Origin of the sequence: Brasilonema bromeliae SPC951, from assembly GCF_012912135.1 — a bacterium.
GTDB classification, from domain to species: domain Bacteria; phylum Cyanobacteriota; class Cyanobacteriia; order Cyanobacteriales; family Nostocaceae; genus Brasilonema; species Brasilonema bromeliae.
The window spans coordinates 1-17,852 of sequence record NZ_QMEB01000120.1 but is presented as its reverse complement, the minus strand read 5'-3'; the positions used below and the strand labels follow the sequence as shown (position 1 = coordinate 17,852).

Annotated in this window: 12 protein-coding genes; 9 read left to right on the top strand and 3 right to left on the bottom strand. The window is 42.0% G+C overall.

Annotated features, from left to right (window positions below):
* Positions 1-207 precede the first annotated feature (207 nt).
* On the top strand, positions 208-1,161 hold the full coding sequence (cysK, locus tag DP116_RS16060) for a cysteine synthase A (RefSeq protein ID WP_169156139.1): 954 nt from the start codon (positions 208-210) through the stop codon (positions 1,159-1,161).
* 82 nt (positions 1,162-1,243) lie between these two features.
* Here cysK and DP116_RS16055 read toward each other — a convergent pair whose 3' ends face one another.
* A complete protein-coding gene (locus DP116_RS16055; RefSeq protein WP_169156138.1) occupies positions 1,244-2,023 on the bottom strand; it encodes a hypothetical protein in 780 nt (259 codons plus the stop codon).
* A 100-nt stretch (positions 2,024-2,123) separates the two neighbouring features.
* Entirely contained in the window at positions 2,124-2,576 is a 453-nt protein-coding gene (locus tag DP116_RS16050) for a GNAT family N-acetyltransferase (RefSeq protein ID WP_169156137.1), read from the bottom strand.
* A 448-nt stretch (positions 2,577-3,024) separates the two neighbouring features.
* On the opposite strand from DP116_RS16050, the gene DP116_RS16045 reads away from it, so the two are divergent.
* From DP116_RS16045 to DP116_RS16015, 7 genes are all read left to right on the top strand, one after another.
* The gene (locus tag DP116_RS16045) at positions 3,025-6,501 is read left to right on the top strand and encodes a DUF7379 domain-containing protein (RefSeq protein WP_169156136.1); all 3,477 of its coding nucleotides are present in this window, start codon (positions 3,025-3,027) and stop codon (positions 6,499-6,501) included.
* A 353-nt stretch (positions 6,502-6,854) separates the two neighbouring features.
* Positions 6,855-9,365, top strand: coding sequence for an nSTAND1 domain-containing NTPase (locus DP116_RS16040; protein WP_169156135.1), 2,511 nt, complete (start codon positions 6,855-6,857; stop codon positions 9,363-9,365).
* Positions 9,366-9,425: 60 nt separating this feature from the next.
* Entirely contained in the window at positions 9,426-10,793 is a 1,368-nt protein-coding gene (locus DP116_RS16035; RefSeq protein ID WP_169156134.1) for a GUN4 domain-containing protein, read from the top strand.
* Between the two features lie 453 nt (positions 10,794-11,246).
* Positions 11,247-12,692, top strand: a complete 1,446-nt coding sequence (locus DP116_RS16030) for a cytochrome ubiquinol oxidase subunit I (RefSeq protein ID WP_169156133.1) — start codon at positions 11,247-11,249, stop codon at positions 12,690-12,692.
* 123 nt (positions 12,693-12,815) lie between these two features.
* Positions 12,816-13,829: a cytochrome d ubiquinol oxidase subunit II gene (cydB, locus tag DP116_RS16025; protein WP_169156132.1), complete on the top strand. Its 1,014-nt coding sequence runs from the start codon at positions 12,816-12,818 to the stop codon at positions 13,827-13,829.
* 314 nt (positions 13,830-14,143) lie between these two features.
* A complete protein-coding gene (locus tag DP116_RS16020) occupies positions 14,144-14,377 on the top strand; it encodes a Nif11-like leader peptide family natural product precursor (RefSeq protein WP_169156131.1) in 234 nt (77 codons plus the stop codon).
* A 178-nt stretch (positions 14,378-14,555) separates the two neighbouring features.
* Positions 14,556-15,524 (top strand): protochlorophyllide reductase, encoded by a 969-nt coding sequence (locus DP116_RS16015; protein WP_169156130.1) that lies wholly within the window; start codon positions 14,556-14,558, stop codon positions 15,522-15,524.
* Between the two features lie 108 nt (positions 15,525-15,632).
* On the opposite strand, the gene DP116_RS16010 is transcribed toward DP116_RS16015, so the two are convergent.
* Complete coding sequence (locus DP116_RS16010) at positions 15,633-15,968, bottom strand: helix-turn-helix domain-containing protein (protein ID WP_169156129.1); 336 nt, start codon at positions 15,966-15,968, stop codon at positions 15,633-15,635.
* A gap of 169 nt (positions 15,969-16,137) precedes the next feature.
* On the opposite strand from DP116_RS16010, the gene DP116_RS16005 reads away from it, so the two are divergent.
* On the top strand, positions 16,138-17,852 hold a 1,715-nt coding region (locus tag DP116_RS16005; protein ID WP_169156128.1), incomplete at its 3' end, for a hydantoinase/oxoprolinase family protein.

Sequence of the window (17,852 nt, the reverse complement as noted above, 5' to 3'; positions counted from 1 at the left end):
TAAATATATAGTTGAGTTTTTTTAAAAAACATCCAAAATTTGATATTTTAGAATTTTGTTCAAAAATAACACAAAAGCTGTGATGATCTTCAAATCATTTAAAATGAATGAGAGTAACTTTTTCAAATTTCTCTTCATGTACTAACTGGTTACAGCTTAATTTCTACACACCCTGATGAAAAGGTATCTTTGTAAGGAGTTAATAATATGCGGATTGCTCATGACATTACAGAACTGATTGGAAGAACTCCTTTAGTTCAGCTAAACAAAATCCCTCAAGCTGAGGGATGTATAGCCAGGATTGTTGTGAAGTTAGAAGGAATGAACCCAGCAGCTTCGGTGAAAGACCGTATTGCTGCAAGCATGATAAAGACGGCTGAGGACGAGGGACTCATTAAGCCAGGAAAAAGCATTCTGGTTGAGCCTACGTCTGGTAATACAGGAATTGGACTAGCGATGGTGGCGGCGGCGCGTGGCTACCGTTTGGTTTTGACAATGCCCGAAACAATGAGTTTGGAACGACGCGCCATGCTACGAGCATATGGTGCTTCTTTGGAATTGACACCGGGGCTTGAGGGAATGCGAGGCGCTATTCGTAAAGCCGAAGAAATTGTCGCTAGCACTCCTAATGCTTATATGTTACAACAATTCCGCAACCCAGCTAATCCCAAAATACACAGAGAAACCACAGCAGAGGAGATTTGGGCAGATACCGATGGGGAAGTGGATATTGTGATTGCAGGTGTCGGTACTGGCGGAACAATCACTGGGGTTGCAGAAGTTCTCAAACAACGTAAACCCAGTTTTCAGGCGATCGCCGTCGAACCAGCTAACAGCCCTGTCCTTTCCGGAGGTCAACCAGGACCACATAAAATTCAAGGTATTGGTGCTGGATTTGTCCCAGAAGTTCTCGACAAAAAGTTAGTCGATGAAGTGATCACCGTTAGTGATGAACAGGCGATCGCCTATGGACGACGCTTAGCAACAGAAGAAGGTTTGTTATCTGGTATATCCTCTGGTGCTGCTTTATATGCTGCCATTCAAGTCGCGAAACGCCCAGGAAATGCAGGTCGTTTAATCGTGATGATTCAGCCTTCTTTTGGCGAACGTTACCTCAGCACCCCAATGTTCCAAGATTTGGCGTTGCAGACTGTCCGATAAAAGTCGTTTCAAAAATACAATTATTTAAGCCTGCTTCCGCAGGCTTTTTTTGTATAGCGTCAGACTTCTAGTCTGTGGACATCTACACTAAATATCTAGTATTCGGTACAATCGGGAAAAATGCATACTCATACCACGTTGTCCAAATAAAACTGCGAATCCATCGCTGACGCTTTTCAGTATTTAACTGATAGTCAAACGCTCCCAGTGACATATCAATAGAAGATAAGTGGGATTCACAACCACAACCGTGCTGATATGTCAAGCCGTATTTAGAAGCAATACTTTGTATCTTCATCTGCACAGCGAACACTTTTCCAGCATGAAGTACAGCATCCCAACCGCGCTTGTGTTCTGTATCACGCGGATCAAATCGTAAAGCCCGTTCTTCAAAAACGCTATCTCGGTAAATAGGAGCAAGATGTACTAGGTAAAAGCTGGCGGGAAGTTCATAATCGAACTCATTAAACAGTTCCAGACAAATGCGAGCAACCTTGACTTCGTTAGAAAACTCTGCTCCCTTTGACTCAAATTCACGCAAAATTGCTTCAAAATCTGGATATCTCTCAACCTTAAAGTCTTGCCCGTAGAACTCAAGTGTCTCCCGCGCCAACAATCCAAACAACTCCTTAAATGATGGTTTGAGGTGAGCGAGTTCTGGGCGTTCGTTGAATAAGTCAACGTCTCCCTGCTGCAACTTGTATTGAAACAACTGCGCCATCTCAACATAACTCTGTGGATTTGCCAGTCCAACACCAGCCTTTCCTAGTGCAATATCTTGCCATACTTTCGGCAGTTGAGAAATATGAACCGCATTTTCTCCAACGATGACTTCAACTTGAGGAGCATCGAGAATAAGCATATGCAGACTCCAGAGTAATATCCGCAGTTGAGTTTACCGTGAGTGAGTCAGTTGCTGTATGGTGGGTGACACCCATCAGTGACTTAGAGTCTATAGTTGCTCATTGGGGAAACAGCAGACGCAAAGGAACCATATCAGAAAGCGTGAAACCATGTCGCTGGTAGAAACGAATCGCTGAGGAGTTAACGCGATCGCTTAGCAAAGTGATACGTGAACAACCAGATGCTTGTGCAAACGAGATCGCCTCCTGAAGGAGAGTAGACCCAGCACCACCGCCACGCCAGTCTGGATGAACGATCATATCCTCCAGGATTGCAACACGTCTTCCAAGAGCTGTACTGATAGTGAACAGAAGGTTAACCATACCGATTATAGTCGAGCCATCGTGGAGAACAAGGATACGTCCGACTTCTGGGTGTTCGATGATTTGGCGTAATCCCTGTGATTGCTTGGCGCTGTCTGGTTGAAAGTCTGCTTCCTGAGTAAACAAAATAGTCAGCAAATCACAAAGCTGCGGGATGTCATCTAATCTTGCTTCTGTAACGTGGAGCATTGTCGTTATTTAAAATATTTGCATAATCCAAATGTACTAAGTACACGTCACCGTAAAAAGGGTTCGGAATTGAAATTTCGTAGGTTGGGTTGAGGAACGAAACCCAACCTACAGTGAAAATTTTCAATCTGCGGGATGTCATCTAATGTTGCTTGTGTAACGTGGGGCATTGTCGTTATTTAAAATATTTGCATAATCCAAATGTACTAAGTAAAAGCTGGCGGGAAATTCATTATGGTGGGCGTCACTTATCAGCGACTTAGAGCCAACTTGATTCTATAGTGCATAAGTCCTAGCATCTGACAACTATTAAAAATAAAGCAGAAAGAGCCAGAATCTTCATGCGTAACTTGATTTTTAATTCAAGACGCCTGTTGGTGAGGTCAAAAAACGCCGTCATCTGAGCCGATCAATTTAGACATGATAGCTTTAGGAGACAAAAATAATCATGACTCGTCATTTATATGCTTTGTTAGTTGGTATCGATAATTATCCTGCTCCAATTCGCTGTCTACAAGGCTGCGTTAATGACATTACAGCAATAGAAGAGTATATAAACGAACGCTTTGATAAGCAAGAATATCAACTGCATTTACAAACACTCAAGGATGAACAAGCAACCCGTAAGGCAGTTATTGATGGCTTCCGTTCGCATCTAAGTCTTGCAGGGCAAGATGATATAGTTCTGTTTTATTACAGTGGTCATGGTTCTCAGGAGTTAGCACCAAAGGAATTTTGGCAACTGGAGCCAGATCATTTTGATGAAACTTTAGTCTGTTATGACAGTCGTACCGAAGGCGGCTGGGATTTGGCAGATAAAGAATTGGCAGTATTGATTGCCCAAGTAGCACAAAAGAACCCGCATATGACCATTATTATGGACTGCTGCCACTCTGGTTCCGGCACAAGAGACCCAATGCAAGAGACCAAGGAACGTCGTCTCCCCACAGACAAGCGAGAACGCCCACTTGATAGTTTTATTTTTACGCTGGATGACTTAAATCGACTTTTAGGAACTCGTGAGGTTAAACCTGAAGATAACCCCACAGGCTGGAACATACCCAAAGGTCGTCACGTTCTGCTAGCAGCTTGTCAAGACTACCAAACAGCCAAGGAATATTACGGAGGTGACAAACACCGAGGTAGTTTCTCTTATTTCTTGATGGATACACTTTCCAAAACCAATGGAAAGAAGCTGACTTATCGGGATTTATTTGGGCGAACAAATGCCTTAGTCCGCAGTCAAATCAGAGATCAGTCTCCTCAGTTGGAAGTGAATAATCCAGAAGATGATAACAAATTTTTTCTAGATGGAGCGATCGCCGAACTTGAACCCTACTTTATTGTTAAGAATGACAAAACCGATGGCTGGGTGATTGAAGGCGGTGCTGTTCATGGGGTTCAACCACCACGAGACGGCGAAACAACTTCACTTGCACTATTTCCCTTTGACGCTAATATCGACGATTTGCGTGATCCGTCAAAGTCTGTGGGTACAGCAAAAGTCACTAAGGTATTACCAACCAAGAGCAAGATAGATATTGAGGGCGTGCAAAACCTGACTGCTGCTGGCACTTCTTTTAAAGCAGTTGTTACCAGTTTACCGCTACCCCCTTTAGGAGTATATTTTGAGGGAGATGAAACGGGAGTCACTCAAGCCCGTGACGCACTAAAAACAGCGGGGTCTAATAATAACCAACCCTCACCCTATATCCGCGAAGAGCAAGAACTTGCCAAAGCCCAGTTTCGTCTGTTGTGTCGCAATGAGCAGTATTTGATAGCAAGACCTACAGATGACCGACCCCTTGTAGAGCAAATTGATGGTTATACAAAAGACAACGCAGACAAAGCAATTAAACGCCTAGAACATATTGCCCGTTGGACAACAATTGCTGAACTTTCAAATACTGCAGCAACTCAAATTAAAGCTGGTGACGTGAAGATGGAACTCATCTTTAAGGATGAGGAATCATCTCAATCAAAGCAGCTGCGTTTGCAGTATAAGTATCGGGATGGTGAGTGGCAAAAGCCAGAATTTCAACTAAAACTCACCAATACAACTAACAAATCACTTTACTGTGCTTTGGTCAATCTTTCTGACAATTTCGCTATTAGCGCTCCGTTTTTTGAAGCAGGTAGCGTGAGGCTTCAACCAGGAGAAGAAGCTTGGGCGTTGGATGGAGATCCTTTGGTACTGAGTGTACCAGACGAGTACTGGGAACTCTCAATTACAGAGTACAAAGATATTATTAAATTGATTGTTAGTAACAACGAGTTTGATGCTAGATTGCTAAATCAGGATGAACTTGATGCTCCTCGACCACCTGTATCAAGAGATATCGATTCCTCAAATCAAAGCAGCCTTGAGCGCTTGATGAATCGAACTCAAAACCGTCAAATCGAAGCTAAAAACTCAGCAAGATATGACGATTGGTACGCTGAAGAAATCACAATCACTACGGTTCGCCCCTTGGATTCTATTCCAGTTTCTCAAGAACAAGAACAACAATTAGACGCAGGGGTGAAATTACTGCCGCATAACAGTTTGGTAGCGAATGCTCGCCTCACAACTACACCGCAAGTCAGCCGAGATTTGGGGAATAAAATTGTGCCTCCGATCCTGCGGGAAGATCCAGAAGTGACTCGACCCTTCCAATTTACTTCCAGTCGCGGTACTGACCCTGGATTAAGTGTACTGGAACTGATCGACGTTGCAGACCACAAAGTAGTCACTCCAGATGCACCTTTGAAATTATTAGTTGATGTTCCCCTAGCAGACAATGAATACCTTCTTCCTGTCGGCTATGACGGTGAGTTTTATTTGCCCTTAGGTCGTGGTACAACAACTCAAGACGGCAAAACAGAAATTATCCTAGAACAATTACCAGCACCAGTTAGTCAGGGAGAGCGCAGTCTGAAAGGATCTATTCGCATCTTCTTTCAAAAAGTCATCAGCCAGAATTTTGGCCGGGAATTTAAGTATCCCATTTTAGCCGTGGCTGAGGTGGGAGACGACAAGAAAGTAGACTATAAACGCGATATGGCTGATGTTCAGCAGCGAGTGGCGCAAGCAAAACGAATTGCCCTCTACATCCACGGGATTACCGGCGATACTGAAAGTTTAGTTAGCACCATAAAACAACCCATATTGCAAGCAGATGGACAAAAGCGTTCTATCAGCGAACTTTACGATGTAGTTCTCACCTTTGACTACGAAAACTTGAATACTTCAATTGAGCAGAATGCTCAGTCTTTAAAACGGCGACTAGCAGAGGTTGGTTTGGGAGCAAATCACGGTAAAGAACTGCACATTATCGCTCACTCAATGGGTGGTTTGGTATCTCGTTGGTTTATTGAGCGAGAAGGAGGAAATAAAGTCGTCCAACACCTGTTTATGTTGGGTACACCAAATGCAGGTTCTCCTTGGTCAGTTGTTGAAGATTGGGTAAAATTCACTCTGGCTATTGGACTCAACGGTCTTTCTCTAGTTGCTTGGCCTGCAAAAGTGGTAGCTATGCTGATGGGCGCTTTAGAAAAAAATATTAGAGTAGCCTTGACTCAGATGAATCCAGGTTCCGATTTTATCAATTCTCTGGCAGCGAGTGACGATCCTGGTATTCCCTACTCGATTATCGCTGGCAATACCTCTATTATTCCAGCAGCATTAGAGCAACAAGCAGGGAAAAAATCCAGCGTACTAGAACGGCTACAACAAAGTTTATTTAAGAAAGTTGTAGCTTTGCCTTTCTTTGGTGTACCGAATGATATTGCGGTGACTGTGGATAGTATCACGAGTATTCCTAAAGGGCGATCGCATCCTCCCAAGATCACAGAAGTCGCTTGTGACCACATGAGTTACTTCGGTACTGAATTCACAGAAGTTGGTTTAGAGGCTTTGGTTGCGGCTCTCATACAACAGAAGTAAACAGCAAAAAGGCACTCATTAGGCATTATCTTGTCTAAATGAGTGCCTTTCTCACCGGGAGCATCTCAGTTTTCTGACATCTTGCACCAAGAAAATTTTATGTTTTTTAGTCACTCAGTATTAAAAAAAGAACCTTAATTTAGCGAGAGAAGCCAATAAAAATAATGTAGCTTTATTGTGCATGATTTTGGTTTGTACGGGCTTATACGGTGAGGTGCAAGATGTGAGTTTTGCAAAAATATCTAGGAAAAGAATCCGAAAAGCCGCAACTTCAGTTTGTAGTTCAGTCTATGTTTACAAAAGTGAGATGCTCCCTTCTGATCTTTGTATTTATATGCTTAAAAGGTATTTTCATGTCAAAATATAAATTTAACCGTAATTTCGCTATTCTTATCGGTATTAATAACTATAAAAATGGCATTCCAGCGCTAGAAACAGCAGCTCCAGATGCTCTCAAACTCGCTCAAATTATCCAAGAGCAACATCAAAACCTCAAACAGCAATATCAAGCGCAAAATAAGTATGAAGTCCAGTTGCTATTGAATCAACGCGTTACCCTCAAAAAGCTTAAGCAATTAATTGAAGACTTTAAAAAAGGACAAATATTTCTTGACAAAGAAAAAGTGACGGTGAACAAGGACGATCGCTTTCTCTTTTACTTTGCTGGGCATGGAATCGCCTTGGAAGCTTTAGAAAACCAAGAAGGACCAGTGGGTTATCTTATTCCTCAAGATGCCACATTAGGGGATAGCAACACCTACTTGCCAATGCAAGAGTTACACGATGCCCTCAACGCACTTCCGTGTCGGCATATGTTAGCAATTTTAGATTGCTGCTTTGCAGGCGCTTTCCGTTGGGCAAGCCTCAAGCGAGATATCGTGCCCAAAGTTACAGTCTATAAAGAACGCTATGACCGTTTCATTAGTGATGCAGCTTGGCAAGTCATTACTTCAGCGGCTGATGATCAAAAAGCTTTGGATTTTTTGGGACAGCGAGGGAAAGTCATCGACGGGAACGAGATTCACTCTCCCTTTGCAAAAGCTCTTTTTGATGCCTTACGTGGGGGATCTGATGAAGGTGCTGACTTTAATAAAGATGGTATCATCACAGCAACTGAGCTTTACTCGTATCTGCGGAATCAGGTTGAAATCCTTACAGAAAAACACTACAAGCGACAAACTCCTGGTTTGTGTCCGCTGAAAAAACATGATAAAGGGGAATTCATCTTCTTGTTGCCTGACTTTGACCGAGATAAATTGGAAGATGCACCACCACTTAACCTAAACAATAATCCCTATCGAGGACTGGAGTCTTATGATGAAAAAGACAGTCACTTATTCTTTGGTCGAGAGAACCTTGTTGAAAAACTGTACCAGAAAGCAATTGACAATAAGCAGCCATTAACAATTGTGCTGGGTGTTTCTGGCACAGGAAAATCTAGCTTAGTGAAAGCTGGGTTATTACCACGTTTACGTAATTCAAATGAGTTTCAATTTAAGATTTTAGACCCCATACGACCAGGGGAAAGTCCTTTGAAAGCTTTAGCACAGATTTGTTTGTTGCTCGCAACTATAGTTACACCAGAGGAACTGGCAAAAAATGAGCAAGCTTTAGCAAACATCGTTGAACGTTGGAGTCAGACTAATCCTAAGACGAAGCTGTTGCTACCAGTTGACCAGTTTGAAGAATTGATAACTCTCTGTAAGAGTGACAAGGAACGAGAGCAATTTCAGAAACTTATTAAAAATGCGATCGCCAAATATCCCCAAAACGTCCATGTAGTTATTACCCTGCGGCTCGACTTTGAAGCACAGTTCCAAAACTCTGTACTCAAAGATTTTTGGAATAATGCGACTCGGTTTGTTGTCCCACCCATGACCCAAGATGAATTCCGAACAGTAATTGAGAAACCAGCATCGGAAAAAGTGGTATACTTCGACCCTCCCAGTTTAGTAGACGAACTGATTAACGAAGTCGTACAAATGCCTGGTGCTTTACCCTTACTTTCTTTCACCCTCAGTCAATTGTATCTGAAATATTTAGAGCAGCGAAGGGATAACCGCGCCTTAACAAAGAAAGATTACGAAGAGTTAGGAAGAGTCGTTGGTTCTCTAACCCAACGTGCAAACCAGGAATATGAGAACCTAGTTGCAAAAGACCCCGCTTATGAGCAGACGATACGCCAAGTAATGCTGCGGATGGTGGCTGTAGAGGGTGGAGAGTCAGCACGGCGACAAGTACCTGATTCAGAATTGATATACTCAAGCTCTGAAAAAAACCAGCGCGTGGCGCAAGTCATCGAACATCTGGTACAAGCTCGTCTAGTTGTTAAAGGAAAAGAAGCAGGGGGTGAACCTTATACAGAACCAGCCCACGATGTTTTAATCACAGGATGGAAAATGCTTGTGAAATGGATCGCAGATGAGCGAGAAACTCTGTTATTGCAACGCCGCCTCTCTTCTGCTGAAAAACGTTGGCAATTTCAGCAGTCTTTAACAGAGTCTGGTGAATTGATTACCTTTAAGCAAGGTGAAAGTTTTTGGAATCGTCAAGAATCTTTAAAAACTCAGACTGCATCAAATTTTCTTTGGCATCGTGACCCATACCTTGAGGGCTTGCAACAGGTGTTGAATTCTGATGACAACAACTGGCTGAACAAAGCCGAGGAGATGTTTGTGCGGGATAGCCTTAAGCGAAGACGTAGAGACCATTTGCTAACAATATTCCAAAGAATTCCTTATGTTATATTAGCTTTTGTTTTTTCTTTGCAACTTATTATTTCTCAGCAGGGATTTCTCTCTGTGTTAGGTTTAATAATTTTTGTATATTCATTATTGTTGTTAAAGTCCTTGTTTAGGTACTAAAAACAAAAAAAATAGCTGCTCACGCTTAACTTTATTACTGAAAACTCCAAGGTATCTGATATGAATACTTATCGACTTTCTCAAATCTTTACTTTCCTTAAAGCCTTAGTCTACTCTATCCAATTATTAATTTGGGCTTTTCACCCAACCTTCGGGTCTTTCATAGGGCTAATTATTACTATAACCTGTACTAGAATTTTTGAAATTTTATTTCTTTCATTTTTTCGTAACCGTCGAACCAGAAAACTTAAAAGAGTTGCCGCTAATCTGGGTTTAGATTTTTATAAAACGGATAAAAATAAAAATATTAAACCCATTCTTGAAGGCTTACCTCTATTTGAAGAAATCAGACCAAGAGCCAAAAACATTTGGAATGACCTATTAATGATTTTAGAGCTATTGTATAGACTGATTTTCTCGATAAGAGAAACAAAAAAAATGAAAAATATTCTCATAAGCAAGCAAGACAATCAAGGCCATTTTTATGCTATTTTTGATTTTCATAGTCACAATTGGAACCTTAATGGCTCTCAAGATAGCACAGTCTCCTCAAATGGTCTATCAATAAGCAATCAGTCACAAACCATGATTATTTTTGCTTCGGAAGATTTAAAATTACCAGAATTCTCAGTAAAAGTAAAAGCAAAGTCAATTTTGCGTAAAATTTTTGAAAGAATTTGTAAAGTATTTGGACATGAGAAAAAAGAGACCAAGCAAAATATTGACGTTTTTGATTCTAAAATTAATGACTTCTTAAAAGCCGAGAAAAATCTCTGCATGGCAGCGAAAGGATACCGATTAGTTTGCTATCGTGATAATATTTTAATTAAACCGAAAAAGATTCATTCACTCCTATCTACAGTATTTCAAGCCTCAGAGTTATTGAAGGCACCTGATAGTATCAATGTTCAAAAAGACTTTGACTATACTAAGCTACGGGACTTGCTAAAAGCAGGCAATTGGAAGGAAGCCGATCGGGAAACTACTGCTATCTTGCTAAAAGCGATAGGTACAAAAATTGAATACAAAAACATTAATATCGCTGTTACTCTTATTGATGACATCTTTCTCAATCCAGTCTTACACAACATTGATGCACTCTGGGTAGAATACAGCAACGGGCACTTTGGCTTTAGTGTGCAGAAACATATCTGGTTAGAGGTTGGCGGCAAAGTAAACTATAAAACAGAGCGCTTGTTGGCTGATAGGGTTGGATGGCGTGTACAAGGCAAGTGGTTATGTTACTCTGACCTGACCTTTTCCCTAAATGCACCTAAAGGGCATCTGCCGACTACAAAGTTATCAGAATTGCCTTTCGGTTGGTTTTATATGGGTAAGCGCCCGTTATTTAAATTTATAGTTTCTGGACTAATAGCCTTGAGACGGTTCATTGTATTACCAGGGTGTTTTATCGCATCAAAATTTTAGATTGTGTATTACAGTGGGGGTTCCATAAAATAGGTTTTTGGGTGGCGAAAAACTAAAGAAACTAACCCACCCACTAAGTATAAAAACTGCGTGGGGGACATGGGCGGTAAACTCATTGGGCAATTTCCCGAAAGTGTTGGGTCTCTCACCCTTAGTCGTAATGGTCAGGAGATGGTTGATCTGGCTTAGCCTGAAGAAAATGAATTTCAATGATGACAAAATCCTTTCACCAACCGCCGCAAATCTTAACAAGTAAGTTGCAGTAAAAGCGATCGCCTCCGCTCCCCCTTGGGCGATCGCCAGCCTTGAGAAAATATCGCGTTGATGATGCTGAAGTCTACTACGCCTTGTCAAACCTTAAATTTTTCTCAAAAAACGCACTGTTAAGGATTGTTGCAATACTATACAAGGGAATCTATCCGTAGATTTTGGCTGAATATAGGGGGATAGCTTGTGGAATTTTTATCTGATTCTGTTGTGTTATCACGGATGCAGTTTGCATTGACTGCATTATTCCATATGCTCTGGCCCGTCTTAACGACAGGTATGGGAATTTATCTAGTTATTGTTGAGGGAGTGTGGCTCAAGACTCGTAATCCTGACTACTACCTTCATGCTCGCTTTTGGTCTAAGTTTTACGTGCTAAATTTTGGAATTGGTGTCGCAACTGGTATCCCAATGGAGTTTCAATTCGGTACCAATTGGTCACGTTTTTCGGAAGCAGCTGGTAACTTTTTTGGCAGCGTCATTGGGTTTGAAGCTTCTTGGGCATTTATGCTAGAAGCCGCTTTTCTAGGTATTATGCTGTTTGGTTGGGAACGTGTCAATCCGATAATTCACTATGTTTCCACCATCCTGGTTGCAGTTGGTGCAAACTTATCAACTCTGTGGATTTTAACAGCAAATTCTTGGATGCAAACCCCAGCAGGTGGGGAACTTGTCAATGGCAAGTTTATTGTTCATGATTACTTTGCGGCGATCGCCAACCCGTTCATGAAAAACAGTGTCCTCCATATGTTCTTTGCCACATTGGAGACTTCCCTGTTTGTCATTGGTGGAATTAGTGCTTGGTATATTCTCAATCGTCGTCATGAAGCTTTCTTTTCCAAGTCTTTGAAGATTGCTTTGGCTGCGGCGATCGCCGTTGCACCATTGCAGATTTACATCGGGCATTTGAGTGGCGAACAAGTTTATCACTATCAACCTTCAAAACTTGCTGCAATGGAGGCGCAGTGGGAAACAACACCTGCAGGACAGTCTGCGGATTGGAGTTTGCTCGCTATACCCAACGACAAAGCACAGAAAAATGACTGGGAAATTACCGTTCCCAACGCCCTTGGATATATTTTGGAATTTAAGCAAAAACTCACATATCCAGTACGCGGATTGAGTGAGTGGAAACCAGAAGACCGTCCTCACATGATTGGTTTAATTTACTACGCTTTCCGCATCATGATTGGGATTGGATTTTTCTTCGCAGGATTGATGCTATTGAGTGTTTTGCAGTGGTTACGTGGTAAACTTTCGGCAGAGAATATTGCTCAACAGCGTTGGCTGATGCGTGCGTGGGTTTTTGCTGCTCCTTTAGGATACATTGCTGTAGACTCCGGCTGGATTGTGCGTTGTGTTGGACGACAACCGTGGATTGTCTACGGGCAGATTCGCACGGTTGATGGGGCATCCAATATACCTGCTAGCAATGTCTTAGTCTCACTCACTAGCTTTGCTGTTGTCTACAGTATTTTGTTTGTTGGGGTTTTGTACTTTGGTAGCCGCATTATTCGTAGAGGTCCAAATTTAGAACTCCCTGTCCCAGGAATTGAACCCGATAGACCTGCTGTGGATACAACTCCAGCAGAGTTTGTACCAGATGAACGTCCTGTTGAGGCACAACAATAAATAAAATTCAAAATTCAAAATTCAAAATTCAAAAATTTTTGAATTGATGATTTGAAATTTTGAATTTGAGAATCAACACATTTAGGATGCTCTCAACAATACACAACATTTCCTTGAGGTTGTATGGAAACGTTAACATATTTTCTGCCCCAGGTATGGTTTGTCGTTTTAGCCCTATTTTTGTTGCTCTATGTAATGCTAGATGGATTTGACTTAGGGGTAGGTATCTTATCTTTAACTTCAAAAGATGAAGAACGCCGTGGCATTTTAATGACAAGCTTGAGCAACATTTGGGATGCTAATGAAACTTGGCTAGTTCTTATGGGAGGAGGTCTTTTTGGAGCATTTCCTCTCGCTTATGGCACAATTCTCAACGCGCTGTACATCCCAATTTTTGTTATGATATTTGGGTTTATATTTCGGGCTGTAGCGTTTGAGTTTCGGGAGCTATCAAACCGAAAATTCTTTTGGAATTTTGCCTTTGGTGCTGGCAGTTTTGTTGCAGCCCTCGGTCAAGGTTTCGCCCTTGGTGCTGTGCTAAAAGGGATTGCTGTTGATGAAACTGGTCACTTTATTGGCACATCTTGGGATTGGCTGAGTTGGCAGTCTGTACTGGTGGCTCTGACTTTAATTCAAGCATATGTTCTTATTGGCTCAACTTATCTTGTTTGGAAAACGACAGGGGAGTTGCAAACAACTCATTACAAAACTGCTAAAATTGCGGCTTTGACAACATTGATTGGTGCCATTTTCATCACAATTTCAACACCAATATTTTATGAAAGTGCAAGGACTCGCTTGTTTCAGCAGCCACTTGTTTACATATTTGCTGTTATTCCAATATTGGGAGTTTTGCTTATTTGGCAACTTCTTAAAAGCTTGAATCGCCAAGAAGAAAGAGCGCCTTTTCTCTGGACAATTCTTCTTTTCGTTCTCACATTTCTCGGACTGGGGTTGATTGTTTTCCCCTATATCATTCCGGTGAAGATTACCATCTATGAAGCATCTGCTGACCCCAGTTCGCTTGTCATTATGATTATCTTCATTGGTTTCCTTATCCCCGTGATGCTGTTTTATAACCTTTATCAGTACATTGTTTTCCGGGGAAAAGTGACTGGCGGTCATTACGAGGGTTAACACAATACAGTTCGGTTAACGGGTAGCCGTCACCTGCAAGGGTGTGACTACATATACCAAGCCTGCTTTGGCAGGCTTTTTTATACCAGCGCAGTCACTCGCGTTGAACCTTTGGCTCATCTCATTCATCCTCGACGATTTCACCCTAACATGAACTTATATTTTTTTTTCAAAATCAATAATACATTTTCCTCTTGAGTTCAAGATTGAGGTGTATAACCTTAGTTAATGGCTCGTTTATTGAAGTTGACGTTCGGGAGAGGAGTTAAATTACTACATTCGACTCTGATATTTCAAACAGGAGATAGACTGTTATGACACAGACAAATGCTGCCCAACTTTTCAAAGCTGTCAAACAAGATCAGGTATTAAAGGAAAGACTCAAAGCAGCAACTAATCCAGAAGCCTTCATCAAGATTGCTAAAGAGCGTGGCTATGACTTCACAGTCGAAGAACTACAGACTGAGATCAGTAAATTGTCTGAAGAAGAGTTGGCAGGAATTGTCAATCCAGGGGTGGCACCTAGATCACACATTTATCCTAGGTAGTTTCTGAACTGAAAGATTGAATGTATCATAGCGGGTGGCTGCAGCCGCCCGTAGGGTCCTGAGGACTGAGGACTGACTACTTCTGAAATAATTGTCGCCATTCACTCCAAGTAATTGACATCTAACAACCAGGGCGTGAGATCCTAGTAGACAGTCAAGACAACGGAGTGTGAATAAAATGGAACAACATCAAAAGCCAACGGTTGTGATCACGGGTGCATCATCGGGGGTAGGTTTGCAAGCCGCGAGAGCACTTGCTCAAAAGGGATGGTATGTAGTCATGGCTTGTCGGGATCTCCCGAAGACAGAAAAAGCGGCTCAAAGCTTAGGAATGTCGCCCGACAGCTACACAATCATACATCTGGATCTAGCTAGCTTAGAGAGCGTCCGCCAGTTTGTCAAGAACTTTAGGGAAACCGGTAGATCCCTGGATGCTTTGGTGTGCAATGCTGCAGTTTATCTGCCTTTATTAAAAGAACCTTTGTACAGCCCAGACGGATATGAATTGAGCGTTGCTACGAATCACCTCGGACATTTCCTCTTGTGTAACCTTATGCTAGAGGATCTGAAAAACTCAGGCGCGAAAGAACCGAGACTTGTCATTTTAGGCACTGTGACAGCTAATCCGAAGGAGTTGGGAGGTAAGATTCCGATTCCAGCACCTCCAGACTTGGGCGATCTCCAAGGTTTTGAAGCAGGTTTCAAAGCGCCGATTTCAATGATTAACAACAAGAAATTTAAATCTGGTAAGGCTTACAAGGATAGCAAACTCTGCAATGTGTTGACGATGCGGGAGTTGCATCGGCGCTACCATGAGTCAACAGGTATTATTTTCAGTTCTCTGTATCCTGGATGTGTAGCAACAACAGGCTTGTTCCGCAACCACTTTCCCCTGTTCCAGAAACTCTTCCCACTTTTCCAGAAGAACATTACAGGAGGATTTGTGTCTGAGGAGTTGGCGGGCGATCGCGTCGCCGAAGTCGTCGCTGATCCTGAATACAACAAATCTGGTTCCTATTGGAGTTGGGGGAATCGACAAAAACCTAATCGCAAGTCTTTTGAGCAAGAGATGTCTAATGAGGCGTTAGATGATAAAAAAGCTCAAAAACTTTGGGACTTAAGCACCAAGTTGGTTGGATTAGCGTAACGAAGACGGTGCGTTTTCGTTCGTGGCGATACGCCGCCAGAAGTCTGCCCTTGGGGCGATCGCCTTCACCCTTTCCTAAAACAGCTTCAGGTAAGCCAACTTATCCTACTACAGACTATAAACTTTTATCTGAGCGTGTTTTCGAGATTCTGGTTTCGCCTTCACCACAATCTGCACATCACAACCTAAAGCATTCAAAAATCGGAAAAGTCGTTCTGTTGAAAAACCTGATAGTTTTCCCCTCATTAGGGCAGAAATCTTAGGTTGATCCACTCCTAAAAGTTCCGCAGCTTCAATTTGAGTCATATCCTGTTTGGTGATGATTTCGCTAATTTGACGTGCAAGTTCTGCTTTAACAAGTAGCTCATCAGGATTAGCTAGACCTAAATCTGCAAAAATATTACCACTACTTGCTTTGACGTTTGCTTTTAGTGAAAAACTCATCTTTATAGTATGCTAGTTTTGGTATATTTTGTCAATGATACATCTTGGCGTTTCTAATAGTCCTAAGACTTATCAAATTCCACACCTGTCGTAAAATATTGCACACCCGAAGTAGAAACGTTCCAAATCCCCTTGTTATCCTACCTCTAGGTATTGAGGAAATTGAGTCATGTTGAAAGTTTTTGCTGACAGGGGTGGTACATTCACAGATATTGTTGCTGTTACTAATAATCAGGCAATAATAGATGGACTCTCAGAACATCCCAAACGTTTTTTAATTGTCCCTCTTCCTAAGGGGCAATGGGTAATAGTTTATAAATTACTCTCAGAAAATCCCGAACAATATCAAGATGCAGTCATCCAAGGCATTCGAGATATCATGGATCTTTCAGGTAATGCACCCATTCCAACTGAAGCAATAGAAGTGGTAAAAATGGGGACAACAGTCGCAACAAATGCACTGTTAGAAAGAAATGGAGACCGAGTTGCACTTCTGATTACCAAAGGATTTAAAGATGCTCTCTTGATTGGTTACCAAAACCGTCCTGACATCTTTGCCCGTCACATCATTTTACCAACCATGCTTTATGAGCAGGTGATTGAGGTTTCGGAACGCTATGACGCTAATGGAAAAGAATTAACTCCCGTAAATATTGAACAAGTCAAAAACGACTTACAAGCACTGTTAAACACAGGAATTCGTAGTTGTGCGATTGTTTTTATGCACAGCGATCGCTATCCCCACCACGAACAACAAGTCGCCCAAATCGCCCAAGAAATCGGATTTACTCAAATCTCTGTATCCCATCAAGTAAGTCCTTTAATGAAGTTAGTTAGCCGGGGGGATACAACAGTAGTCGATGCTTATTTAACTCCTATTCTGCGTCGCTATGTCAACCAAGTAGCTAGTCATCTACCTGGAGTCAGATTAATGTTCATGAAATCTGACGGAGGTTTAGTTGCAGCCGAACAATTTCAAGGAAAAGATAGTATTTTGAGTGGTCCTGCTGGGGGAATTGTCGGTGCAGTAGAAACAAGCAAAAGAGCAGGTTTTGAGTTAGTTATTACTTTTGATATGGGAGGGACAAGTACAGATGTTGCCCATTTTAAAGGAGAGTATGAACGACAATTAGATTCGGAAATTGCTGGGGTGAGAATGCGAGTTCCTGTCCTAGCTATTCATACAATCGCTGCTGGAGGCGGTTCAATTCTATTTTTTGATGGTTCTAGTTATCGCGTCGGACCTGCTTCTGCTGGTTCAAATCCAGGACCCGCTTGCTATCGTCGTGGCGGTCCTTTGGCGGTTACTGATGCTAATGTCATGTTAGGTAAAATTCATCCTCAATATTTTCCTTCTGTCTTTGGATTAGATGGCAATTTGCCATTAGATAAAGATATTGTTACTCAAAAATTTACACAATTAGCTCAAGAAATTTCAACTGTCACAGGAAACACTCGCACTCCCGAACAAGTAGCAGCTGGATTTATTGCGATCGCTGTGGATAATATGGCAAATGCGATTAAAAAAATTAGTCTACAACGCGGGTATGATGTTACCGAATATGTCCTTTGTTGTTTTGGAGGAGCAGGAGGACAAGTTGCTTGTTTAATTGCTGATACTTTGGGGATGAAAAAGATATTTCTTCACCCTTATGCTGGAGTTCTCTCTGCTTATGGGATGGGATTAGCTGATGTCCGGGCGACAAGAGTTGGGGGAGTAGAAAAACCTTTAACCCAAGCATTAATTCCTCAACTGGTGCAGTTAATGGAGTTTTTAGAAACCCAAGCTAGAAGTGAACTACCCCTCCCTAACCCTCCTACCCCCCTCTGTCCCCCCTTGTCAAGGGGGGATGAAAGGGGGGTGCCCGATAGGGCGGGTGGGGT

What these genes read in the sequence shown, in the direction of transcription:
- DP116_RS16045 (WP_169156136.1), top strand. Translation starts at nt 3,025, where the DNA reads ATGACTCGTCATTTATATGCTTTGTTAGTTGGTATCGATAATTATCCT.
- DP116_RS16010 (WP_169156129.1), bottom strand. Translation starts at nt 15,968, where the DNA reads ATGAGTTTTTCACTAAAAGCAAACGTCAAAGCAAGTAGTGGTAATATT.
- cydB (WP_169156132.1), top strand. Translation starts at nt 12,816, where the DNA reads ATGGAAACGTTAACATATTTTCTGCCCCAGGTATGGTTTGTCGTTTTA.
- DP116_RS16055 (WP_169156138.1), bottom strand. Translation starts at nt 2,023, where the DNA reads ATGCTTATTCTCGATGCTCCTCAAGTTGAAGTCATCGTTGGAGAAAAT.
- DP116_RS16040 (WP_169156135.1), top strand. Translation starts at nt 6,855, where the DNA reads ATGTCAAAATATAAATTTAACCGTAATTTCGCTATTCTTATCGGTATT.
- DP116_RS16035 (WP_169156134.1), top strand. Translation starts at nt 9,426, where the DNA reads ATGAATACTTATCGACTTTCTCAAATCTTTACTTTCCTTAAAGCCTTA.
- DP116_RS16020 (WP_169156131.1), top strand. Translation starts at nt 14,144, where the DNA reads ATGACACAGACAAATGCTGCCCAACTTTTCAAAGCTGTCAAACAAGAT.
- DP116_RS16050 (WP_169156137.1), bottom strand. Translation starts at nt 2,576, where the DNA reads ATGCTCCACGTTACAGAAGCAAGATTAGATGACATCCCGCAGCTTTGT.
- DP116_RS16015 (WP_169156130.1), top strand. Translation starts at nt 14,556, where the DNA reads ATGGAACAACATCAAAAGCCAACGGTTGTGATCACGGGTGCATCATCG.
- cysK (WP_169156139.1), top strand. Translation starts at nt 208, where the DNA reads ATGCGGATTGCTCATGACATTACAGAACTGATTGGAAGAACTCCTTTA.